Below are 19,675 nucleotides of genomic sequence, written 5' to 3'. Positions count from 1 at the left end.
GCTGCCGTGGGCTAGCCTACACAACCCTCGCATATGCTTGCCGCGCCCACTTCCTCGCCCAGCACCAGGCCGGCGGCTCTGGCCAGCCAATTGGCCGCACTGCGCGCGGAAGTACCCGGCCCGCTAGCCGTGGAAGAGCTGGTTATGAGCGGCTTGCCGCCCGGCTAGTAGCTCACGAGTACTTATGCGCGCTGTCAGCCGCTGGGCGCGGCCTGGCACTGCCGCCAGGTAGCGGCCGTGCGGCGGGTGCCATCGCCTACAAGTACAGCTGCGTGCTCAATACCCGCCACCCTGACGCTGCCCGGGTGCGCATTGTGGGCCGTGGGGCCTTTGTTTTCAACCCGCGCCCTAAAGCCCCGGAGCCGAGCCGGAAACAGGGAAGGTTCCTGAACTGTTGCGAGCTTACAAGGCGGTAAATAGTATCTTCGTAGCTCCGCGTTGTATTCGCTAGTTCCAATTTATTCACATGGCTGTTGCCCCCACCGCATATATCCCCACCGCCGAGCCGGTATCGCACCATGTGCGCGCTCGCCAGCTGCTCAAAGCGCACCCCGAGGTGAAGCGCCTGATGACCCGTAACGCCACCACGGCGCTTATCACGGCGGGCTGCGTAGCCCTGCAAGTGGCCATGGTGTACCTGCTGCGCGGCCAGGCCTGGTACTGGTCGCTGGCCGCCTCCTACATTCTGGGGGCGTTTGTGTGCCACACGCTCTTCGTGATTGTGCACGAAGCCACGCATAACCTGGTGTTTAAAGGCCAGTGGGCCAACGCCGCCGTGGGCATCGCCGCCAACCTGCCGATGGTGATTCCGACGGCCATGAGCTTTCGCAAGTTTCACCTCAAGCACCACTCGGCGCTCGGCCACTTCGAGCACGATGCCGACCTGCCCGACCATTACGAAGCCAAGCTCATTCAGCACTACGCCATTGGTAAGATGGTATGGCTGTTCTTCTTCCCGATATTTCAGCTGGTGCGCACATTCCGGTGCCGCAGCGTAGTGCCTTTCGATAAGTACATTGCAGTCAATTGGTTAGCTCAAATCGTTTTCAACGTGGGCATCTACCTGTGGCTGGGGCCGTCGGCGTTCCTCTACCTGTTCTTCAGCTTCTGGTTTTCGGTGAGCCTGCACCCGGTGGGCGCCCGCTGGATTCAGGAGCACTACCTCATGTTGAGCCCCGACCAGGAAACGACTTCCTACTACGGCCGCCTCAACGGCGTGCACCTCAACATTGGCTACCACAACGAGCACCACGACCTGCCCGGCGTGCCGTGGAACCACCTGCCCAAGCTGCGCGAAATGGCCCCCGAATTCTACGAGCCGCTGCTGCACCACACCAGCTACACCAAGGTGCTGCTGCGCTTTCTCTTCGACCAAGAGCTATCGCTTTACTCGCGCCTGGTGCGCGGCGAGCACGCCGGAAGCAAGGTGCCGGTAGCCAAGGTAGCTGCCTAGCTGCCTGCGTTAACAGGCGGCACCCTTTTACCCCCATTACGGCCCACAAGGCGCGTAATGGGGGTATTTTTATTGCCTCTTGCCCTGGCCCAGCGGGTTGCCGGCGTAGCAGCAGCCGACTACGCAGGATGAATGCCACAACCGGTAACATATTGCCAGAATTGATTGCGGGCACTCTACCCTACTAAACTTTAGGGCATAAAAAACGGGGCAGTCCGACCTTTGGGGTTCCTACACACCATTGTCCGTTCTGCCCCGTGAAGCAAGGCCTCATTGCCAAAATTACGACGCTTTTGCGCCGCGTCCAACTGGTACCCCATTTGTCGCGGCAAAAGTTTGTCAGCCAGTTTATTATCGCCCTGCTTAAAAGTCGCAACGTGCAGTTCTGCGAGGTGGCCCAGCACCTGAACGATGCCGTAAAACTGGCCTCGAATGAGACGCGCATCCAGGATTTCTTCCGGGAAGCAGACCTGAATTACCTCGTGCTGGCGCACTTGCTGCTCACGTTGCTGCCGGCCACGGGTAAGCTCCGCCTGTGCCTGGACCGCACGGAGTGGGATTTTGGCCGCTGCCAGGTCAATATTCTGCTCGTGACGGTAGGCCGGGGCGACTTTCAGGTGCCCCTCTACTGGGAACTGCTCGACAACCGTAGCGGTAACTCCAGCGCCGCCGACCGGATTGCCTTACTCAAGGTTTGCGTGCAGGTGCTGGGCAAAGACCGCATTGGGCTGGTGGTGGGCGACCGCGAATTTGTGGGCCACGTCTGGCTTAACTGGCTGCGGGAAAATAAGTTGCCGTTTCTCATGCGCTTGCCTAAGCACCATCAGCTCACCTTCGCCAGTGGCCGGCGGCAGGCGGTGACGACCCTGGGCCTGGCCGTGGGGCAGCAGCGCCACTTCCTGCACTGCCAGGTGGCCGGGGTCTGGGGGCAGGTCTGGGTCAAAGCCCTGACCGGCAACGAGTTTCTGTTTCTCTTCGCCGCGCCCGGCCTGCGCCATCTGGCCGCCCTCTACGCTAGCCGCTGGACGATTGAGCAATGTTTTCAGAACCTGAAAGGGCGCGGCTTCAACCTGGAAGCCACCCACTTGCGTTGCCCGCACAAGCTTCGTAAGCTCGTGGCCCTGGTCAGCCTGGCCTACGCCCTGTGTGTGAGCGTAGGCACGATGACCCACGAAAAAAGCAAGCCCATTCCGCGCAAAAAGCACGACTACCGGGCCGCCAGCTTGAGCCGCCACGGCCTCAACATCCTGCGGCAACTCACGCGGCCCAATGCCCGAGCGCAAGAGCCAGTGGCCCGTAAAATTACGGCCCTGCTAGACTGGATTATTCGACAAGTTACTTACTATCAATTCCCTAAAATAGTAGGGTAGAGTGGATTGCGGGTCATTGACTTTTTTTCACTCCCAAAAAAAGCTGCTATTCTTGTTGCGTTATTCCCATAGTGGCATCATTTTGAGCAGGCATATTCCAGGTCATTCGAGTAAGGCAGCAGCGTTTTTTAACGCGAAGTACACAATCGATTGTGTGCATAAATTTCTTTCTTACATTCACTTTTCTCACCCAACCCTTCTCACTCCTAATAAGAGAGTCCGTACCCAGGATGCGCCGGCTCGCGCTACCCGTTGTGCCCAGTTGCCCGCCCCGGCAGCCCCCGGCACCAGCCAGGGCGAGCAGCTACCTGGTGCAGGTGCGCCGCGAAAGGGGCATATTTACGCAAAAAGTGCCCGTTTTTTACTCTTTTTCCTTTCTGACAATGTCCATCTCCCCCCGCTCTGGCATATTTGCCCTCGGGTTCGGCAGCGCCTTACTGCTGGCCGCCTGCTCGTCCAATTCCACTCCCACCAGCCAGGAAACGGCCGCTGCCACGGCCCCCGCCGACTCGGCTGCTCCTGGCACCAGCGCCTCTTCCATGCCAACTTCCACTTCGTTTGGCAAAACTGCCGACGGCACCGAAATCCAGCTTTTTACCCTTACTAACAAGAACGGCCTCAAGGCCAGCATCAGCACCTACGGCGGCACGCTCACCAGCCTGCTCGTGCCCGATAAGGACGGCAAGCTCAGCGACGTTATCCTGGGTTTTGACAAGGTAGATGGCTACCTCAGCCCGGCATTTCGCAAGTCGAACCCCTACTTTGGGGCGCTTATCGGGCGCTACGGCAACCGCATTGCCAAGGGCCAGTTTACCCTTGAGGGCGAGACCTATCACGTAGGTATTAACAATAATGGCAACTCGCTGCACGGCGGCAACGTGGGCTTCAACCAGCAGGTGTGGGCCGCCAAGGCTGGCACCTCGGCCGCGGGCGAAACGCTCACGCTCACCTACCTCAGCAAGGACGGCGAAGAGGGCTACCCCGGCAACCTCACCGTGACGGTGGTGTACACCCTCACCGCCGACAACGCCCTCCAAATCGACTACACCGCCACCACCGACAAGGCCACACCCGTCAACCTCACCAACCACGCGTACTTCAACCTGGCCCTGGGCCAAAGCAAGGATGTGCTGGCCCACCAGGTAACCATCCCGGCCGACCGCTACACGGTGGTGGATGCCAGCCTCATCCCGACCGGCGAGCTGAAGCCCGTGAAGGGCACGTCCTTCGACTTCACCACGGCCCACGCTATTGGCGAGCGCATTGCGCAGGTGCCCGGCGGCTACGACCACAACTGGGTGCTGAACCAGGCCACCGGCCAGCACAGCGCCGCCACCGTGTACGAGCCCACCACCGGCCGCACCATGGAGGTAACCACCGATGAGCCCGGCGTGCAGTTCTACACCGGCAACTTCCTCGACGGCTCGCTCACCGGCAAAAACGGCACCGTATACGGCAAGCACGCCGGCTTCTGCCTCGAAACCCAGCACTTCCCCGACTCGCCTAATCAGCCTAAGTTCCCGAGCACGGTTCTCAAGCCGGGTGAGACGTACCACACCACCACCAGCTACACGTTTGGGGTGCGGAAGTAGCAAATGAGTAGCTGAGTAAGTGAGTAGGTGAATCAGTTGCCTACTCGCTTACTGCTAAACCTTTTGCTCATTTACTCACCTACCAACTTACTCATTTACTAATCGTGCCAACTCCCTTCGCCTCCCCGGCCTACGTTATCGGCCTCGACTATGGCACCGACTCGGTGCGGGCGCTCCTTGTGGATGCCCGCACCGGGGCCGAAGTCGAGCAAGCCGTCCATACTTACCCGCGCTGGAAGCGGGGCCAGTACTGCAACCCGGCCAAAAACCGCTTCCGCCAGCACCCGCTCGACCACCTGGAGGGCCTCGAAGCCACCGTGCGCGAAGTGGCCGCTCAGGTGCCCGCCGCGCAGATTATCGGCCTTGCCATCGATACCACCGGCTCTACGCCGGGCCCCGTGAATGAGCAGGGCCAGTTGCTGGGCATGCTGCCCGAGTTTGCCGAAAACCCCAACGCGCTGTTTGTGCTCTGGAAAGACCACACGGCCCTGGCCGAAGCCGCCGAAATCAACTACAAGGCCCGCACCTGGGGCGGCGAAGACTTCACCAAGTACTCCGGGGGCATCTACTCGTCGGAGTGGTTTTGGGCGAAAATCATGCACATCACCCGTCAGGATGAGGCCGTGGCGAAAGCCGCCTATTCCTGGATGGAGCACTGCGATTGGCTTACGCTTACGCTCACGGGCCAGCCGCTGGTCGGGTTCAAGCGCAGCCGCTGCGCCGCCGGCCACAAGGCTATGTGGCACGCTAGCTGGGGCGGCCTGCCGCCCGAGGAGTTCCTGACCCACCTCGAACTAAAGCTGGCTGGTTTACGCAATCGATTGTTCACGGAAACGTACACGGCTGATGAAGTAGCCGGGCATTTATCGGCAGAGTGGGCCGAGCGCTTGGGCCTGACTACCAACACGGTAATCGCGGTGGGCTCGTTCGATGCCCACGCCGGCGCCGTGGCCGGCGAGATAGAGTCGTACTCGATGGTGAAGGTGATGGGCACCAGCACTTGTGATATCGTAGTAGCGCCCACGGCCGAGGTCGGCGACCGCCTGGTGGCCGGCATCTGCGGGCAGGTCGATGGCTCGGTGATTCCCGGCATGGTGGGTTTGGAAGCGGGCCAATCGGCCTTTGGCGACCTGCTGGCCTGGTTCCGGCAGCTGCTGGAGTGGCCCTTGCAGGCCGCCACGCTGGCGCACTCGCAGGTGCTGAGCGCCGAGCAGCTGGCCCTGTTTCACCAGGAGCTGAGCGACAACCTCTTGCGCCAGCTCACCCAGGCGGCCGCCGAGGTGGACCCCGCCGAGAGCAGCGTGCTGGCCCTCGACTGGGTGAACGGCCGCCGCACGCCCGACGCCAACCAGGCGCTCAAGGGCGCGCTGCTGAACCTGACGATGGGCACCTCGGCCCCCCAGATTTTCCGGGCGCTGGTCGAGGCCATCTGCTACGGCTCGAAGCAGATTGTGGAACGCTTTGAAAGTGAGGGTATTCCGGTTAAGCAAGTGATTGGCATCGGGGGCGTGGCCAAGAAGTCGGCCTTCGTGATGCAGACCCTGGCCGACGTGCTCGACCGGCCCATCAAAATCGCCGTCTCGGAGCAGGCGCCGGCCCTCGGCGCGGCCATGTACGCGGCCGTGGCGGCGGGCGTGTACCCCGACGTGCTCGCGTCGCAAAAGGCGCTGGGCAGCGGCTTTGCCGAAACCTACACCCCCAATCCCGCCCGCGTGGCCGACTACGCCGCCCGCTACGCGCAGTACCAGGCCCTGGGCCAGTTTGTGGAAAGCGCCACAGCCGCCCAAGCCGAGCCAGTAGCCGAAACCGAAACGCAAGCCGTCGCTACCGCATGAGCCAGTACCAAGACCTGAAACAGACCTGCTACGAGGCCAACATGCAGCTGCCCGCTCTCGGGCTGGTGCTCTTCACTTTCGGTAACGCCAGCGTGGTGGACCGCGAGCAGAGCGTGTTCGCCATTAAGCCCAGCGGCGTGCCCTACGCCACGCTGAAGGCCGAGGACATCGTGATTGTGGACTTTGAGGGCAACGTGGTGGAAGGCACCAAACGGCCTTCTTCCGACACCAAAACCCACGCGCTACTCTTTAAGGAGTGGGCGAATATTGGGGGTATCGTGCACACGCACAGCACCTACGCCACCGCCTGGGCCCAGGCGCAGCTCGATATTCCCATCCTGGGCACCACCCACGCCGACCACCTCACCGCCGACGTGCCCTGCGCGCCGCTCATGCGCGACGAGCTGATTGCCGGCGACTACGAGCACGAAACCGGCTGGCAAATCATCAACGAATTTAAGAAGCGCGGCCTCTCGCCCGCCGAAGTGGAGATGATACTCGTGGGCAACCACGCGCCCTTCACCTGGGGCAAAACCGTGGAGAAAGCCGTGTACCACAGCGCGGTACTCGAAGAAGTGGCCCACCTGGCTTACCTCAGCTGCACGCTGAAGCCTGGCGTAGCCCGCCTAAAGGATGCGTTGATTAAAAAGCACTACGAGCGCAAGCACGGTGCGAATTCTTATTACGGGCAATCGTAGCGCGGACTTTCAGTCCGCGACTGCCTGGTAACTTATTCAAGAAAACATACTCGCGGACTGAAAGTCCGCGCTACTACCATGATTGACATTTCGAATTACGAAGCCTGGTTTATCACCGGCAGCCAGCACCTCTACGGCCCCGAAACCCTGGAGCAGGTAGCCCAGCACTCGCAGCAGATTGCCGCGGAGCTCGGTACCAAGCTGCCCATCAAAATCGTGTACAAGCCGGTGCTTACCGGCCCGACCGAGATTTATAAGCTGATGCAGGAGGCCAATACGACCCCCAACTGCGTGGGTTTGATTGCCTGGATGCACACCTTCTCGCCGGCTAAGATGTGGATTAACGGTCTGAAAATATTGCAGAAGCCGCTGGCCCACCTGCACACGCAGTTCAACCGCGATATTCCGTGGGATGCCATTGACATGGACTTTATGAACACCAACCAGTCGGCGCACGGCGACCGCGAGTTTGGGTTCATCGGGGCCCGTATGCGCCTCAACCGCAAGGTGATAGTGGGCCACTGGCAGAGCGCCGACGTGCACGAGCGCCTTGGTATCTGGGGCCGGGTGGCCTGCGCCTGGGCCGACTGGCAGGGCGCGCATTTCGTGCGCTTCGGCGACAATATGCGCTACGTAGCCGTAACCGAAGGCGATAAGGTGGAAGCCGAAATCAAGTTTGGCTACGAGGTGAACACCTACGGCATCGGCGACCTGGTGGCCGTGACCAACGAGGTGACCAACGCGCAGATTGCCGAGCTAATTGCCACGTACGAAGCCGATTACGAGCTGGCCGACGACCTGAAGGATGGCGGCACCAAGCGCGAAAGCCTGCGCGATGCGGCCCGCATCGAGCTGGGCATGCGCAAGTTTCTGACCGACCGCAACGCCAAGGGCTTCACCGACACCTTTGAGGACCTGCACGGCATGAAGCAGCTGCCCGGCATTGCCACCCAGCGCCTCATGGCCGATGGCTACGGCTTCGGCGGCGAGGGCGACTGGAAAACCGCGGCCCTGGTGCGCGCCATGAAGGTGATGGGCGCCGGCCTGCCCGGCGGCAACTCCTTTATGGAGGACTACACTTACCATTTCGCCCCCGGCAACGAGCAGGTGCTCGGCTCGCACATGCTCGAAATCTGCCCCAGCATTGCCGAAGGCAAAGTGCGCGCCGAGGTGCACCCGCTCAGCATTGGCGGTAAAGAGGACCCGGTGCGCCTGGTGTTCAACTGCCCCGCCGGCCCGGCTCTCAACGCCACCATCATCGACCTGGGCAACCGCTTCCGCCTGATTGTCAATGAAGTAGAAGCCGTGCTGCCCGCGCAGGACCTGCCCCACCTGCCCGTGGCCCGCGTGCTCTGGAAGGTGAAGCCCGACCTCGCCACCGGCGCGGCCGCCTGGATACTGGCCGGTGGTGCCCACCACACCGGCTACAGCCAGAACCTGACCAGCGAATACCTCGAAGACTTTGCCGAAATGGCTGGTATCGAGTTCGTTATCATTAATGCCGACACCAAGCTGCGCACGTTCAAAAACGAGCTGCGGTTCAACGAGGTAGCCTTTCGGGGTTAGGCAGGCGTGCGCCTCACGGGACCCCTTTGGGGCACCACGTTAGCGTCGCCCACTATTTTCCACCCGTCTCAACCTTCTGTGCAACTGCAACTTGCCTCCCAATTAGTGGTGCTCACGTTACTAGGCACGCTGGCCGCCAGCGCCCAAACGGCGGCCCCGGCCAGCCTCTAAGCACCGTGCTGCGCCCGCGCCCGGCCATTATCTACTACGCCTGGGCCAACCGGGATTGGCAGCCGGCGTTGAGCCGGCTGCCCTCGCAGTAATTACCTATATTATAAATGGTTAACTTACTAACGTATCCCAAAAATCTATTTTATTCTTCGGCTCGGCCAGCCGTTCAAAGTTTCGGGGCAGCTCAAACCCGAATTCATTCGCGAAATAGGAGGCCAAATCATTGCCGTAATAGATGATATCGGTTTGCCAGACTGACAGGACTGGGTTGCCGGCAAGGGGCGGGTGAGCGGGCAGGTAGCGATGACTATAAACAGGAAGCAACGCCGGGTATTGCGGATACTGCTGACGCACAAGCTGTTCGCGTAGCGTAGCGTCGGCTGGGGCGGCTCCCCAGCCAGCGTACCAGAATGTATTCACTTTAACATCAAATAAGAGGCCCTCCAATGGCCCCGCCAGCCTGTGGCGCAGCTCATGTGCCCCGGCCGGAGCATTTAGCGCATAGCGCCAGTGGGCAAACTTGGGCGACACGGGCAAGGCCGTTTGCAAAAACAGCTGTAAATCAGGTGGAAAGACTACGCCAAACGTCTGCGCCAGCTGCGTAAGCTCGCTTTCGGAGAGCCCCGGCGCAAAAAGAACACCGCGGGAGGCTAACAGGGTAATGAGCTGACGCGCTTGTGCAGGGGTCATTGGAGTAGAAAATTAGCTCGGCCGGCTGCGCCGGCGGGGCGGGGCAACGACTCGATAATTAAGCTGATAAAGAGCCCGTCCCAATCCGCTAGTAGCTACGCCACCGGCTCAGCCTGGCCGGCCGCCGCCGGCACCGGGTTGGGCAGCGAGGCTAGCACGCCAATGCCCGTGGCCACGATGGCCACCATGCCAAAGGCCGTGCGCAAGGTAAAAATCTGGGCTAGGAAGCCAATGAGCGGCGGCCCCAGCAAAAAGCCTAAAAAGCCGATGGTGGACACCAGCGCCAGCGCCACGCCCGGCGACACCGACGTGGCCCGCCCCGCCGAGCTGTAGGAGAGCGGCACCACCGAGGCAATGCCGAAGCCAATCAGCAAAAAGCCGCCCACCGCCGGCACCAGGTACGGAAAGCCCACGGCTAGTGCCAAGCCGCTGACAATGAGCACACTGCTTATTTGTAGCATCCGCATTGTGCCGAAGCGGTGGGTGAAATAATCGGCTAGAAACCGGCCCAGCGCCATGGTGCTCATGCAGGCCACGTAGCCGGCCGTGACGAGTGCCGCATCGGGCCGCACCACTTGCTGGAAGTACACGCCCGCCCAGTCAAACATCGCCCCCTCGCTCATCATGCCGCAAAAGGCGATGAGGCCGATGCGCAGCAGGTAGGGGTCGGGGTGGCGCAGGCTGAGGCCGGGGCCGCTCTCGTCGGTTTTGCCCACGTCGCGGCGCAGCGTGTTGCCATGGGCCCAGCCCGCAATGACCAGGCACACCACCAGCACCAGCAAAAAATGCTGGAGCGGTGGCCGGTGCCAGCCAATGAGCACCGTGCCCAGCGCCCCGCCCAGAAACCCCGCCAGGCTCCATAGCCCATGAAAGCTGCCCATAACGGGCTTGCCGTAAAACTGCTGCACGCCAATGGCTTGCGTATTCACGGCGATATTGAGCATGTTGCCCGCGAAGCCAAACAGCGCCAGCGCCGGGGCCAGCGTCCAGAAGCTGCCGGCCCAGCCCAGCAGCGGCAAAAAGCAGGCGTAGAGCACCGACGCCAGCAGCACTGTGCGCCGGCTACCCCAGTTCGATACCAGCCAGCCCGCCAGCGGCAGCGACAGCAGCGACCCCATCGGAATGGCCAGCAGCAGCTGGCCCAGCTGCCCCGAGTTCATGCCTAGCTTGGCGCTGATGTCGGGTATGCGCGAGGCCCAGCTCGCAAAGCACAGGCCGGGCAAGAAAAAGAAGGCGCTCACCGCCACCCGGCTCTTCGTTGTTGCTGTCATAAAAACCTGAAATCATGCGGGCCTGCGCCCCCTCAAAACTACCGTCGCCCGCTGGCTCACCCCACTAACTCACCCCACTAAAAAACCCACCCCCGCCCACCCCGGCCGAGCGGCCAGGTAGGAGTGGGTGGGCTGGAAAGAGTAGGCGAAGCGCCTTATACGGATTCCCTGGCCGGGCGTACGCCCTCGCTCGTCATTTGCACACGCAGCAGGGTGCCGTCCTCGTTATAGTTCAGCTAATCAATGCATGCTGGCGCCGAGCCGCGGGCATTCTTGGGCGGCCCCGCCGCATTGTCAGCCACCCCCACCCCAATGGCCTGGCCCGGAGTGCTGCCGTGCTCCACCGCCGCGCACCAGCAAAACTGGCCGTTGCGCGCAAGCACCTGCGAGGCCCAGGCATCGTCCTTGGCCCCGGTAAAGTCACTGACTTTCAGCGGCATCAGGTGCTCGGTTCAGTTCACTGTGTCGGTGGAGGAAAAGCACAAGCACAGCTACTCGTGCATTACGGTAATGCTCCTGCGGCTAGCAGCAGGCCCAGGCTAGCCACCAAAGCGGTAAAGGTCATTCTTGTTAAGATAATATAAAAAACTATAAATCAAAGACTTATATAAAAAAGAACGTCGTGCTGGGCTTGCCGAAGCATCTCACTCGCACTGCCCGGGTTACTAACCTAACGATGCGGTAGAGATGCTTCGGCAAGCTCAGTACGACGTTCTTTTTTAGGCAGAGGCGCTACCGGTTACGCGGTCTGCTTGGCCCCATCCACGGCCGCTGCCCGCTTTTTCTCCACCGAGTCAATCAGCTTGCCGAAGGGCTCGATGAATTTCTGCACGCCTTCTTTTTCGAGCTGGGCCGTTTGCGCATCGAGGTCGATGCCCACCTTGGGCAGGTCGCGCAACACGGCCTGAGCCTGGTCGAGGCCTTGCTCCAGGGTATCGGCGGGCTTGCCGCGCTCCTTGAAAATATCCATCGTCTCGACCGGCACCGTGTCCACCGTCTTCGGGCCGATAAGGCCTTCCACGTATTTCAGGTCGTCGTACTTGGGGTTTTTGTTGCCGGTGCTGGCCCACAGCAGGCGCTGGGTGTTCGCGCCTTTGTCGGCCAGGGCCTGCCAGCGCGCGCCGGCAAAAATTTCCTTATACAGCTGGTACGCCACCTTGGCGCTGGCAATGGCCACCTCGCCAATCAGCGGCTCCGCCAGCTTGGCTTTGTCGCCGCCCGCGGCCACAATCTTATCCAGCTGCGGGTCAATCAGCACGTCGATGCGGCTGAGGAAGAAGCTGGCTACTGAGTCGATGCGCGCCAACGATTTGCCGGCTTTCACCCGGTCTTCGAGGCCAGCGATGAAGGCTTCGGTCACGGCCTTGTAGCGGTCGAGCCCAAAAATCAGGGTTACGTTGATGTTAACGCCTTCCGAAATGAGCGTGCGGATGGCGGGCAGGCCCTCCAGCGTGGCGGGCACTTTTATCATCACGTTGGGGCGGCTCACGGCCTGCCACAGCTGGCGGGCTTCGGCAGTGGTGCCGGCAGTGTCGTGGGCGAGCCGAGGCGATACTTCCAGGCTCACGTAGCCGTCGCTGGAGTTATCGTGGCTGTCGTAGAGCTCCTTAAACAGGTCGCAGGCAGCCTGCACATCGGCCACGGCCAGGCCCATATAAATATCGTCGGCCGATTTGCCCTGCTCGGCCTGGGCCTTGATGGTGTCGTCGTAGTCGGCCGAGCCGCCGATGGCTTTCTCAAAAATGGCTGGGTTGGAGGTTACGCCGCGCAGGGCGTCTTCGTCGATGCGGCGCTTCAACTCACCGTTTTGCAGCACTTTACGGCTGATAAAATCAAGCCACAGGCTCTGGTCGAGGCGGCGAATGTCAACTAACGGATTCATGGCAAGGAAACTTGGGTGAAAAATAGGAGGGTGGTGCCTGCCTGCGCTAACCAGGGCCGGCTACCCGGTAGTACGTACAAACCAACAGTTTGGGCGGGGCCAAGGTTGGGCTGGCGGGCCGGTGGCCACGGCTTGGCGGCCACGGTGGGCCAGCCGCCGGGGCTCCAGGCCAGCGGCTCGATACGCAGCTTGGGGCACCTTTGGTCGTGGGCGTCATAGCTGTGAAGCAGCAGGTAACCACCCCAAGCCAGTTGCAGCACCAGCGTGCGCCACTGTATGGCCTCGGCCGGGCCTCTAGCACTTGTGCTCGCGGCTTTTAGCTCGCCTGATTTGCATGTTAGTTCATTTACATGACGTTTGCGCATAGCTTGGTTGGTAGCTTAGGGTAATGCGCCGTTGTACGCTCGCTGTCTGCCAATTCCTTATGCAGGGCCTTCTGGAAATTACCCTAAATTTGTCAGCACTGCCTGCTTACCGTTTTAGCGTAGCCAGCCGATGCTGCCCCCCATGACTCCCCCGAAAAAGCAAGCGCCCGGCGCTTCCCCCGCCGCCGTTTCGATGGCCGACCTGGCCCGCGAGCTGGGCGTGTCCATGACCACCGTTTCGCGCGCGCTCAGCGACCACCACAGCATTGGGGCGGCTACCAAACAGCGCGTGCTCAAGCTGGCCAAGAAGCTCAACTACCAGCCCAACCACCTCGCCGCCGCTCTGCGCAAGGGCCAGAGCCGGCTGCTGGGTGTGGTGGTGCCCTACATCGAAGGTAAGTTCTTTCCCTCTGTTATTCAGGGCATTGAGCAGGCCGCCAGCAAGGCCGGCTTCAGCGTTATCGTGTGCCAGTCGCACGAAGATGTGCAGCTGGAGCGCCGCAACGTCGAAACGCTGCTCAACGCCCAGGTGGCGGGCGTACTGGTGTCGGTGGCCCGCAACACCCTCGATTACCACCACTTCGACAAGGTGCGCAGCCGGGGCGTGCCGCTGGTGTTTTTTGACCGCACGCCGGCCACCGAGCTGGTTAACTCCGTGGTGCTCAACGACCGCGAAGGTGCGTTTCAGGTTACGCACCACCTGCTGGAGCAGGGCTGCCGCCGCATTGCGCACCTCTCGGGCCCGCCGCACCTCAACATCTACCAGCACCGCCGCCAGGGCTACCTCGATGCGCTGGCCGCCTTCGGCATCGCCCCCGACGAGGAGCTGATTATCATTTCCGACATGACCACCGAGGACGGGGCCCACGCCATGCGCCAGCTGCTAACCCTGCCCAACCCCGTGGACGCCGTGTTTGCCGCCGGCGACTCGGCCATTCTCGGGGCCCTGCAAGTGCTTAAAGGTCAGCGCATCCGCGTGCCGCAGGATGTTGCCCTGGCCGGCTTCAGCAACGAGGGCTTCACGGCCATCACCGAGCCCCAGCTCACCTCCGTAGACCAGCGCTGCGAGGAAATGGGCCAGGCCGCCGTGCGCCTGTTTCTGGAGCTGGCCGTCGCGCCCGATGCGCCCCTCACCCAGCGCCAGGTGGTGCTGCAACCCGAGCTGTTCGTACGCGAGTCGTCGCGCCAGGGGCAAGCACAAGGGCGTTGAACTAAGACTACTTACCTCACCTGTACGGGTTTGATATTCATCAGAAAAGACTGTGCTGCGCTACTGGTCTCCCTGCCAGCTGGCGGCCAAGCTTACAGCAACAACTCATCCTACCTCACTTTATGGGTATTGGTACCACTACTCGTATTACTTGTGTGTCTGATGCTTCTTGGTAATCTTAAGCTCACTGCTGACTACAAATACGTGCTTACAAGACCTCGTGGGTCTACAATTATTGCAACGATAACTGCTTTTGTAGCTGTGAAGCTGTTTAGGAAGTAGGAGGCGGCGCGATTTTACGCAGTAGCAGCACCGTAAAGGCGAGCCAGTGCAGCGCCAGCCAGTTTTGCAGGCTGGTTTCGTAGCGCACGAGCAGGGCTTTGAAGCCGTCGAGCCAGGCGTTGAGCCGCTCGATAACCAGGCGCCGGCGGTAGAGTTCCGGGTCGAATGGTGTGTCATCGTCGGTCTGCCAGTCGGCCGAGCGTCGGTTGCGCGGGATGTTGACCTCGATGTCACGCTGAGCGCAGGCTTGGCGCAAGCTGCTGACATCAAAGGCCTTGTCAGCGTTCAGGAACAGCCCTTCCAGGCGCAGCTCGGCCGCTTCGAGCAGGTCGCATAACTCGGCGAAGACGCGCGCCAACTCGAACGTGTCGTGCTGGTTGCCCGCCTGAGGCGTGGCCACGGCTAGCGGTAGGCCTTGGTTGTCAGCCAGGAACAGGGCGTTCGTGGTGCGGCCCGCTTTACGGCCCTGGTAGCCGATGGCGGCCCCGCCGTTCTTGGCCAGCGTGTGGCTGCCATCGAGTTGGATGCTGGACAAGTCGAGGGTACGCCGATGCAAGCGTAAGCTCGTGAGCCACAGATTTTTCCAGGCCCCTTGCTTACTCCAGGCGTTAAAGTGGTAGTATACCCCCTGCCAGCTCAACGGCTCGCCCGTGAACAGGGCCTTGACCGGCAGCCAGCGCCACTGGCAGCCGGTTTTGAGCTTGTAGCAGATGGCTCCGACCACCTCGGCCAGGTCGGCGGTGCAGCGGCGGCCCCCGTTGCGCACGGGCAGGTGGGGCAGGAGCCAGCGGGTAATCATATCTTTGCTCAGGACTTCCATAAAGGAGGGAAAGGAGATGGATCGCACCTCAAATTTCCCGCTTTTGTGGGAGTCTTTTCTGTTTTGCGCTCGGCTGCCTACTTCCTAAACAGCTTCTGTATGTACGCTGCTGTTTTGGCCTGTTTCGGGTTGGTTTTATTTTCTTTTTTGGCCCTGGCTTATTTTTCCCCTATCAATAGTGGGTATATATAAACTAATAAGAAATTCTCGCAAAACGCAAAAAGACTCGACTAGCAAGTAATTATCGTTTTTTGAGGGTAGTTAGGGATAACGAAATTAGTTGATATATCGGTTAAAAAGTTAATCATAGGCTCGCTAACAGCCTCAGCATGAGTGCTACCTGTCTCTCACTTTGCCGCTGGTGCACTAATAGAGCTGCGTCCTCCACGCCAAAAGCTAGTGTGCGTTACTGCTCGTGCGCGAGTCGTCGCGCCAGGGCGAGATGTATTGTTTGTAAATTAATGATTTACAAGTTATTATACTTAATTAACCCTACTACTTATTAGCCCGTTATTTGCCTTTGGGCCGGTACGCCGCTCGGAACAGCCATCCCCGCTCTTTGCTGAAAAGCAGGTCTTGGTTGTTGAGAAAAACCACACTTTCAGCCTGCCCGGTGGCGAGCCGCCGCCGATATGCCTTGGTCTGCTAAAAAAGCTGCCGGCCGGGTGGCCCCGCAAACACAAACATGGCCCCGTAGTCGAGCAGCGCCACGGCCTGGCCATCGGGCCGCAGGGCGGCCCCCGTTACGAGCGTGCCGAGCCGCAGGCTATCGCGCAGCGGCCGCGCCGCGCGGGCACCACGTAGTAGCGCGTGCAGTGCGCCCGGCTACGGTCCTTGGTAAACAGGGGCAGCGTGTCGTTGTAGAAAAACATCGCCTTGCAATCGAAAGTGCCGCCGGGCCGGCGGGGGCGGAAAAGCCGCCTGGTCGGGGTAGCGAAAGGCGATGGTATCGACACGGGGCGGCCCCGCGCCCGGCGCAACGCGGTAGATGGCCAAGTCGCGCCGGTCGTTGCGGTTGTTGCCAAAGTCGCCGATATAGAAGCGCCCGGCGGGGTCGCGGGCTAGCTCCTCCCAATCGGTATTAGCGAGTGGGGCCAGCGGCAGGGAGCCCCGCAGGCGGCCATCGAGCCCCGCCAGGTACAGCGTGGCGGCCGTGCCCCCGTCGCCGTGGGTCCACACCAGCCCGGCCGAATCGCCCCGGGCCAGCCCCGAGCTTTCGGCGATGGGTGCCGGCAGCCGCGCAACCCGCGCCACGGCGTAGCGCCGGCCCAGCCGCGCAAAGTACCCGTGGTCGTCGTGCGGGGGCGCCCCCGCCAGCAGCGCGTGCAGAAAAACCAGCACCGGAAATAAGCGGTCGCGCACCAGGTAAAGCATACGGCAGAAGCTATAAAGCCCGTAAATGTGGCCCGCGTTAGCCCTTGTTACCCCAGCAGCGGCAGCGCCCAGTCGAGCAGCAGCACGCCCAGCAGCCCCACCACCGACACAATGGTTTCCATGGCCGACCACGAGCGCAGCGTGTCCTTGATAGACAGGTTGAAATACTCCTTAAACAGCCAGAACCCCCCGTCGTTGAAGTGCGAAAAAAGCAGGCTGCCCGCCCCAATGGCCAGCACCATCAAATTAGGGTTGGCCGGCGAGTGGGCCATGGTGGGCAGCATAATGCCCGCCGCCGTGAGGCCTGCCACCGTGGCCGAGCCCAGGCACACCCGAATGATGCCCGCAATGAGCCAGCCCAGTACCAGCGGCGGCAGCCCGGTATGGCTCAGGCCGGCCGCAATCTGGCTGCTGGCGCCGCTGGCCACCAGCACTTCTTTAAGCGCGCCCGCCCCGCCAATAATGAGCAGAATCGGGGCCACGTCGCGCACGGCGGCCGCGTAAGCCTCCATGATGGCCGCCCGGCTCTTGCCCAGGCTGGTCCCCAGGCTGAACGTAGCCACCACCAGCGACAGCAGCATCACCACGCCGGGGTCGGCCAGAAAGTTGAGGGCCGGGGCCAGCGGCCCGCCGGGCGGCAGCGCCGCCCGCAGCCCCAGCACCACGCCCAGCACCAGCACCGGCAGCAGCGACGACACGAAGCTATTGACCCGCCCCGGCAGCGCCTCAGTGGGCACCGGCTCGGCTACAAACGTGGCCAGCGGCTGCGACACAATACCCTTGAGCGTGCGTGTATACAGCGGCCCGGCGATAATAATGGCCGGCACCGCCACCAGCAGCCCGTACAAAAACGTGCGGCCCATATCGGCGTGAAACTGCACCACCAGCGCCGTGGGCGAGGGGTGGGGCGGCAAAAACCCGTGCAGCACCGATAGCGCCGCCAGCATTGGCAGGCCCACGTACACGGCCGGCAGCCGGTACTGGTACACCACCGAAAATATCAGCGGCATCATCAGCAAAAACCCCACGTTGTAAAACAGCGGAATGCCCACGATGAAGCCCGTCACCATCAGCGTCCACTGGATGTGCCTGGTGCCGAAGGCTTTGATGAGCGTGGCGGCAATTTGCTGGGCGGCCCCGCTGTCGGCCACCAGCTTGCCCAGCATGGCCCCCAGCACCACCACCAGCGCCACCGAGCCCAGCGTATCGCCGAGGCCCTGCTGCACGGCCGCCATCACCCGCGCCGGGGCCAGCCCCAGCGCCAGCCCCGCCGGAATGGTCACCAGCAAAAATGCCAGAAACGCGTTCACCTTCCCCCAGCTAATGAGCACGATGAGCGCCAGCACCGCCAGTAGGATAATGAGGAGCGTCATGTGGGGGAGCGCTGGGTGGGAGAAGGAAGTGAGCGAGAGAAATGAGAAAAACACAAGCACGTCATGCTCATCTGTCGTCCACGCAGTGAAGCATCTCTACTGATTCATCCAACGATGCGGTAGAGATGCTTCACTGCGTGGACGACAGATGAGCATGACGTGCTTTATTTGGTTGTTGCAAGAGAATCGCAACGCTCACGCTGCAAGTTTAGCGCCTATCCCACTCCCAGCCGGTTGCGCCGCCACGCCGAACCCGTTGCGCTTGCAGTTTCCCCCGCCACCGCCGGGGCGGCGGGCTTCTTCTCGCTCAGCAGCATGGCTACCAGGGCGGCCGCTACCTGCGCGGTGCCTTCGTCGGGCAGGGTGGGAGCCAGCACGGCAGCGCTGAAGTGGTCGCGCACGAAATTGGTGTCGAAGTTGCCGCTCACGAAGGCCGGGTGCTTCAGCACAAAGGTGCCGAAGGGCAGCGTGGTTTCGATGCCCGTAATCTGGTATTCCTCAATGGCGCGCAGCATGCGCTCGATGGCCTCCGCGCGGGTGGCCCCGGTGGTTACCAGCTTGGCAATCATGGGGTCGTAGTAAATCGGGATGTCCATGCCCTGCTCAAAGCCATCGTCCACGCGCACGCCGGGGCCCTGGGGGCGCACGTAGGTGCTGAGGCGGCCGATGTCGGGCAGGAAGTTGTTCTGCGGGTCTTCGGCGTACACGCGCAGCTCCAGGGCGTGGCCCGTGATGGTGAGGTCGTCCTGGGTAAAGGGCAGGGGCTGGCCCTCGGCCACCCGAATCTGCTCCTTCACCAGGTCGAGGCCCGTAATCTGCTCCGTCACGGGGTGTTCTACTTGCAGGCGGGTGTTCATTTCCAGGAAGTAGAAACGGTGCTGGTCGTCGAGCAAAAACTCGACGGTGCCGGCGCCCGCGTACTGGCAGGCGCGGGCCACGTCCACGGCGTAGCGGCCCATCTCGGCGCGCAGCGCGGGCGTAAGCACCGAGGAGGGCGCTTCCTCAATCACCTTCTGGTGGCGGCGCTGGATAGAGCACTCGCGCTCAAACAGATGCACGATGTTGCCGTGCTCATCGCCCAGCACCTGAATCTCGATGTGGCGCGGCCCGGTCACAAATTTCTCAATGAACACCGCCCCGTCGCCAAACGCCGACACGGCCTCGCTCACAGCCAGGTGCATCTGCTCCTCAAACTCGCCTACGTGGTGCACCAGGCGCATGCCCTTGCCGCCGCCGCCGGCCGAGGCCTTGATAAGAATCGGAAAGCCCACTTCCTGGGCAATGAGCTTGGCGGCCTCCACGTCGGAAATGGCCTCGTCGGTGCCCGGCACCAGCGGAATGCCGTAGGCCTTCACGGCCTGCTTGGCCGAGAGCTTGTCGCCCATCATTTCCATGGCCTCGGGGCTGGGGCCCACAAACAGGAGGCCCGCCGCGCGCACGGCGCGGGCAAAGCCGGCATTCTCGCTCAAAAAGCCGTAGCCGGGGTGAATGGCATCGACGCCGAGCTCGTGGCAGATTTCGATGATTTTATCGCCCCGCAGGTAGCTGTCTTTTGAGGCGGGCGGGCCCACGCACACGGCCTCGTCGGCGTAGCGCACGTGGGGCGAGAGGCGGTCGGCCTCCGAGTAGATGGCCACGGTGGCAATGCCCATTTCCTTGGCCGAGCGCAGTACGCGCAGGGCAATTTCGCCGCGGTTGGCAACCAGGAGCTTCGCTATTTTTT

General features: G+C 61.8%; 16 protein-coding genes. 8 read left to right on the top strand and 8 right to left on the bottom strand.

The window, feature by feature from the left end:
* The first annotated feature begins 466 nt into the window (after nt 1–466).
* From QMK33_RS09285 to araA, 6 genes are all read left to right on the top strand, one after another.
* Nucleotides 467–1,453 (top strand): fatty acid desaturase, encoded by a 987-nt coding sequence (locus QMK33_RS09285; RefSeq protein ID WP_283564306.1) that lies wholly within the window; start codon nt 467–469, stop codon nt 1,451–1,453.
* 293 nt (nt 1,454–1,746) lie between these two features.
* Nucleotides 1,747–2,823: an IS4 family transposase gene (locus QMK33_RS09280; protein ID WP_283564305.1), complete on the top strand. Its 1,077-nt coding sequence runs from the start codon at nt 1,747–1,749 to the stop codon at nt 2,821–2,823.
* Nucleotides 2,824–3,206: 383 nt separating this feature from the next.
* A complete protein-coding gene (locus QMK33_RS09275) occupies nt 3,207–4,415 on the top strand; it encodes an aldose epimerase family protein (RefSeq protein WP_283564304.1) in 1,209 nt (402 codons plus the stop codon).
* 104 nt (nt 4,416–4,519) lie between these two features.
* Nucleotides 4,520–6,250, top strand: coding sequence for a ribulokinase (locus QMK33_RS09270; RefSeq protein ID WP_283564303.1), 1,731 nt, complete (start codon nt 4,520–4,522; stop codon nt 6,248–6,250).
* Nucleotides 6,247–6,948, top strand: coding sequence for an L-ribulose-5-phosphate 4-epimerase (locus QMK33_RS09265; RefSeq protein WP_283564302.1), 702 nt, complete (start codon nt 6,247–6,249; stop codon nt 6,946–6,948). The genes QMK33_RS09270 and QMK33_RS09265 overlap by 4 nt, the downstream gene beginning before the upstream one ends.
* A 78-nt stretch (nt 6,949–7,026) precedes the next feature.
* A complete protein-coding gene (araA, locus tag QMK33_RS09260) occupies nt 7,027–8,514 on the top strand; it encodes an L-arabinose isomerase (protein WP_283564301.1) in 1,488 nt (495 codons plus the stop codon).
* Nucleotides 8,515–8,796: 282 nt separating this feature from the next.
* Here the strand turns inward: araA and QMK33_RS09255 are convergent, their stop codons facing one another.
* The 4 genes from QMK33_RS09255 to tal form a co-directional block, all read right to left on the bottom strand.
* Nucleotides 8,797–9,375, bottom strand: a complete 579-nt coding sequence (locus tag QMK33_RS09255) for a hypothetical protein (RefSeq protein ID WP_283564300.1) — start codon at nt 9,373–9,375, stop codon at nt 8,797–8,799.
* Nucleotides 9,376–9,470: 95 nt separating this feature from the next.
* The gene (locus tag QMK33_RS09250; RefSeq protein ID WP_283564299.1) at nt 9,471–10,646 is read right to left on the bottom strand and encodes an MFS transporter; all 1,176 of its coding nucleotides are present in this window, start codon (nt 10,644–10,646) and stop codon (nt 9,471–9,473) included.
* Between the two features lie 236 nt (nt 10,647–10,882).
* Nucleotides 10,883–11,086, bottom strand: coding sequence for a glycoside hydrolase family protein (locus QMK33_RS09245; protein ID WP_283564298.1), 204 nt, complete (start codon nt 11,084–11,086; stop codon nt 10,883–10,885).
* A 299-nt stretch (nt 11,087–11,385) separates the two neighbouring features.
* Nucleotides 11,386–12,528, bottom strand: a complete 1,143-nt coding sequence (gene tal / locus QMK33_RS09240) for a transaldolase (protein ID WP_283564297.1) — start codon at nt 12,526–12,528, stop codon at nt 11,386–11,388.
* Nucleotides 12,529–13,035: 507 nt separating this feature from the next.
* On the opposite strand from tal, the gene QMK33_RS09235 reads away from it, so the two are divergent.
* Nucleotides 13,036–14,103 carry a LacI family DNA-binding transcriptional regulator gene (locus QMK33_RS09235; protein ID WP_283564296.1) on the top strand — a complete coding sequence of 356 codons (1,068 nt, stop codon included), beginning with the start codon at nt 13,036–13,038 and terminating at the stop codon, nt 14,101–14,103.
* 271 nt (nt 14,104–14,374) lie between these two features.
* Here QMK33_RS09235 and QMK33_RS09230 read toward each other — a convergent pair whose 3' ends face one another.
* Nucleotides 14,375–15,205 (bottom strand): IS5 family transposase, encoded by an 831-nt coding sequence (locus tag QMK33_RS09230; protein ID WP_283564295.1) that lies wholly within the window; start codon nt 15,203–15,205, stop codon nt 14,375–14,377.
* 576 nt (nt 15,206–15,781) lie between these two features.
* Here QMK33_RS09230 and QMK33_RS09225 point away from each other — a divergent pair.
* Entirely contained in the window at nt 15,782–16,009 is a 228-nt protein-coding gene (locus QMK33_RS09225) for a hypothetical protein (RefSeq protein ID WP_283564294.1), read from the top strand.
* Nucleotides 16,010–16,030: 21 nt separating this feature from the next.
* Here the strand turns inward: QMK33_RS09225 and QMK33_RS09220 are convergent, their stop codons facing one another.
* The 3 genes from QMK33_RS09220 to QMK33_RS09210 form a co-directional block, all read right to left on the bottom strand.
* Nucleotides 16,031–16,579: a hypothetical protein gene (locus QMK33_RS09220; protein WP_283564293.1), complete on the bottom strand. Its 549-nt coding sequence runs from the start codon at nt 16,577–16,579 to the stop codon at nt 16,031–16,033.
* Between the two features lie 47 nt (nt 16,580–16,626).
* Nucleotides 16,627–18,006: a gluconate:H+ symporter gene (locus tag QMK33_RS09215; protein WP_349361714.1), complete on the bottom strand. Its 1,380-nt coding sequence runs from the start codon at nt 18,004–18,006 to the stop codon at nt 16,627–16,629.
* A gap of 161 nt (nt 18,007–18,167) precedes the next feature.
* The coding region (locus QMK33_RS09210; protein WP_283564292.1) for an acetyl-CoA carboxylase biotin carboxylase subunit at nt 18,168–19,675 on the bottom strand (1,508 nt) is incomplete at its 5' end.

This window comes from Hymenobacter sp. H14-R3 (genome assembly GCF_030063445.1).
Classification (GTDB): domain Bacteria; phylum Bacteroidota; class Bacteroidia; order Cytophagales; family Hymenobacteraceae; genus Hymenobacter.
Note: the sequence above shows the minus strand (reverse complement) of the source record. Positions and strands in the feature narration are given on the sequence as shown.